Below are 3589 nucleotides of genomic sequence, written 5' to 3' on the forward strand. Positions count from 1 at the left end.
CACGCCGTGCTCGCCGGCACCGGCGCCGCCCTGGCGACCGCGGCCCTCGTCGAGGGCTTCAGACGGCTGACCGTCCGGCGCATGGTCCGCCGCCGGTACGAGCGTTGGGACCGGGCATGGGAGAAGGCGGGCCCGGACTGGGGCAGGACCGGGACCGGCAGCTGACCGACGTTCCGGCTCTGGTCAACCCGGTGCCCGCGCGCACGCTACGGTGGTCCGGCCGAACCGATCGGCGGCAACACGCGCGCGAACGAGCCACGTACGACAAGGTGGGGGCACAGCTACGCCATGGCACAGGGCACGGTCCAGGTGACGCACACCGGCACATCGAGGTGGCGGCGCCGCACGGGTGAGTACGCATCGCTCGCCGCCGCCCTGGAGGCCGCGGCCGAGGGCGACGTCCTCACCGTCGCTCCCGGGACCTACCGGGAGAACCTCGTCGTGCAGCGGGCGGTGACCCTGCGCGGCCCCGAGGGCTCACCCGGCTCGGTGCGCATCGCGCCCCCGGACGGCGTTCCGCTGACCGTGCGCGCCTCGGCGGTGGTCCAGGACCTGCACGTGGAGGGGCAGGACGCCACCGCCCCGGCCGTGCTGGTCGAGGAGGGCACCCCGGAGCTGCGCGACATACGCGTGGTCACCCGGTCCGCGACCGGCATCGAGGTGCGCGGCGGCGCCCGGCCCACGGCGCGCCGCTGCACGGTCGACAATCCGGCGGGCACCGGCATCGCCGTACTGGACGGCGGGGGCGGGGTGTTCGAGGAGTGCGAGGTGGTCGCCGCGGGGCAGGCCGGGGTCGCGGTGCGCGGCGGCGCCCACCCGCGCCTCGAGCGCTGCCGGGTGCACCACGCCTCGGGCTCGGGACTGACCGCGACCGGGGAGAACTCGGCGCTGGAGGCGGTGGGTTGCGAGGTCTACGAGGTGCGGGGCAGCGGTGTCCAGGTCACCGGCCGCGCCACCGCGCACCTCACCGACTGCGACGTGCACCGGACGACCGGGGACGGCATCACGCTCGACACGGACGCGGTGCTGACGCTGGCCGACTGCCGGATCCACGACATCCCGGAGAACGCGGTCGACCTGCGGTCCCGTTCGGTGCTCACCCTGACCCGCACCAGCGTGCGGCGGTTCGGCCGCAACGGCCTGTCGGTGTGGGACCCCGGCACGCGCGTGGACGCCAACCAGTGCGAGATCTTCGACAGCACCGGTGACTACCCCGCGGTGTGGGTGAGCGACGGCGCCACCGCCGTACTGGAGTCCTGCCGGGTGCACGACGTGCCGGACGCCCTGTTCGTGCTCGACCGCGGTTCCCGCGCGGACGTCGTCGACAGCGATCTGACACAGGTGCGCAACACGGCCGTGTCGGTGAGTGACGGCGCCACCGCGCAGCTCGACGACTGCCGGATCCGGGAGGCGGCGACGGGCGCCTGGTTCCGCGACCACGGCAGCGGCGGCACTCTCGGCAACTGTTCCCTGGACGGCGTGCAGACCGGCGTGATCGTCACCAAGGGCGCCGACCCGACCGTCGAGCGCTGCACGGTCGACTCCCCCGCCGAGGCCGGTGTCTACGTCTCGGCCGGCGGCCGCGGAACCTTCGTGAACTGCCGGGTCACGGGCAGCGGCGGCTACGGCTTCCACGTGATCGACGGCAGCCGTACGACGCTGCGGAAGTGCCGTACGGAGCGCTGCGCGCGCGGTGGGTACGAGTTCGCCGAGGGCGACGCGGCGTCCGGTTCGGGCGGTCCCGTCGTGGAGGACTGCACCAGCGACGAGAGCGGGAGCCCGAGGCCGGCAACGGCACCGGAGCCGGCCGCCGTGCGGACGGTGAGCCACACCACCGGCCTGCTGAGCGCGGTTCCCGCCTCCCGTACGGCCGAGCCGGCACCGCCCGCCCCCGAGCCGGAGCGGGAGTCCCGCACCTCCAAGGCCGTGCTCGGGGAACTCGACGCGCTGGTGGGCCTGGAGAGCGTCAAGCGCGAGGTGCGCGCCCTCACCGACATGATCGAGGTGGGCCGGCGCCGGCAGCGGGCCGGCCTGAAGGCGGCGTCGGTCAAGCGGCATCTGGTGTTCACCGGCTCCCCCGGCACCGGCAAGACCACCGTGGCCCGTCTGTACGGCGAGATCCTCGCCTCGCTCGGGGTGCTGGAGCAGGGGCATCTGGTCGAGGTGTCCCGGGTCGACCTGGTCGGCGAGCACATCGGCTCCACGGCGATCCGCACCCAGGAGGCGTTCGAGAAGGCGCGCGGCGGCGTGCTGTTCATCGACGAGGCGTACGCGCTCTCCCCCGAGGACGCCGGGCGCGACTTCGGCAAGGAGGCCATCGACACGCTGGTGAAGCTGATGGAGGACCAGCGGGACGCGGTGGTGGTGATCGTGGCCGGCTACACGGCCGAGATGGAGCGGTTCCTGTCGGTCAACCCGGGTGTGGCGTCCCGTTTCTCGCGGACGATCACCTTCGGCGACTACGGCCCCGAGGAGCTGCTGCGGATCGTGCGGCAGCAGGCCGAGGAGCACGAGTACCGGCTGGCGCCGGGCGCCGACGAGGCGGTGCTCGCGTACTTCACCGACATCCCCAAGGGGCCCGCGTTCGGCAACGGGCGCACCGCGCGGCAGACCTTCGAGGCGATGGTCGAGCGGCACGCGAGCCGGGTGGCCCAGCTCGACGAGCCGACCACCGACGACCTGACCCTCCTCTACGCCGAGGACCTGCCCTCGCTGCCCTGAGCTCCGTCGGGCTCCCCCGTGTGCCGGGGTGCCGGTACGTCCGGCCGCAGGCGGGCGAGCAGCCGGTGCCGTTCCTCGGCGAACGCCGGGTCGGCCTGGTAGTCGGAGTGGCCGAGGATCGGCGCGGGCAGGGGGTGGGCCTCGGTGCGGCCGTAGGCGAGGGGGTCCTGGAGCGCGGGGCGGTCCACGGCGGGGCCGCGGTCGCCGGGCAGCCGCATCGGTCCGCCGATGGGGTCGGTGCGCCGGTAGAGGTTGCGCCAGCAGTCGACCTCCCGGTGCAGGGAGCCGAGCGCGTCCGGGCCGAAGTGGGCCGGGAACCAGCGGCCGTACAGCCGCTCCAGCGGGGAACCGTAGGTCAGCAGCGCGACGCGTCTGCGGGTGGACGGCGCGAGCTGCCAGGCCGTGGCGGCGGCGAGGACGCTGCCCTGGGAGTGGCCGGAGATCACCAGCCGGCCGCCGGTGGCCCGGGTCCAGGTGGCGATCCGCCAGGTCAGGTCGGGCACCGCGCGCTCGGCGTAGCAGGGCGGTGCGAAGGGGTGCGCGGCACGCGGCCAGAAGGTGCCGACGTCCCACAGGATGCCGATGGTGCGCCGCGCGGAGGCGTCCTTGTAGGCGCGGCGGCCCCAGGTGACGAGGAGCACGAAGCCGAGTCCGATCAGCCAGGAGCCCAGCGCCTGCGCGGTCTCGGCGGCGCCGTGGACGACGGCGTACGAGCCCCGGGCGGCCTCGCCGGGTGTCTTGTCGGTGGTCAGGGCGCCGACGAGGGCGCCGGCGCCCAGGAGCAGGGTCGCGGCGGAGGTGACGGCGAGGACGCGCGGCGCGCGGTCGGTGAGGGCGGCCATGGCGCGCACGGAGGCGATGCGGCGGG

The 3589-nt window shown here is 74.7% G+C and carries 2 protein-coding genes; one reads left to right on the forward strand and one right to left on the reverse strand.

The genetic code is table 11. The annotated features are described in order from the left end of the window. Positions 1 to 288 precede the first annotated feature (288 nt). Positions 289 to 2721 (forward strand): right-handed parallel beta-helix repeat-containing protein, encoded by a 2433-nt coding sequence (locus tag B7767_RS36645; RefSeq protein ID WP_085575787.1) that lies wholly within the window; start codon positions 289 to 291, stop codon positions 2719 to 2721. Here B7767_RS36645 and B7767_RS36650 read toward each other — a convergent pair. Continuing rightward, the coding region (locus B7767_RS36650) for a hypothetical protein (protein WP_085575788.1) at positions 2691 to 3589 on the reverse strand (899 nt) is incomplete at its 5' end. The genes B7767_RS36645 and B7767_RS36650 overlap by 31 nt on opposite strands.

The sequence above is a fragment of the Streptomyces sp. 13-12-16 genome, from assembly GCF_002114215.1.
Classification (GTDB): Bacteria; Actinomycetota; Actinomycetes; order Streptomycetales; family Streptomycetaceae; genus Streptomyces.

Bases quoted from the DNA above. Each gene is read 5' to 3' on its own strand.
- B7767_RS36645 (WP_085575787.1), top strand. From the start codon at position 289: ATGGCACAGGGCACGGTCCAGGTGACGCACACCGGCACATCGAGGTGG.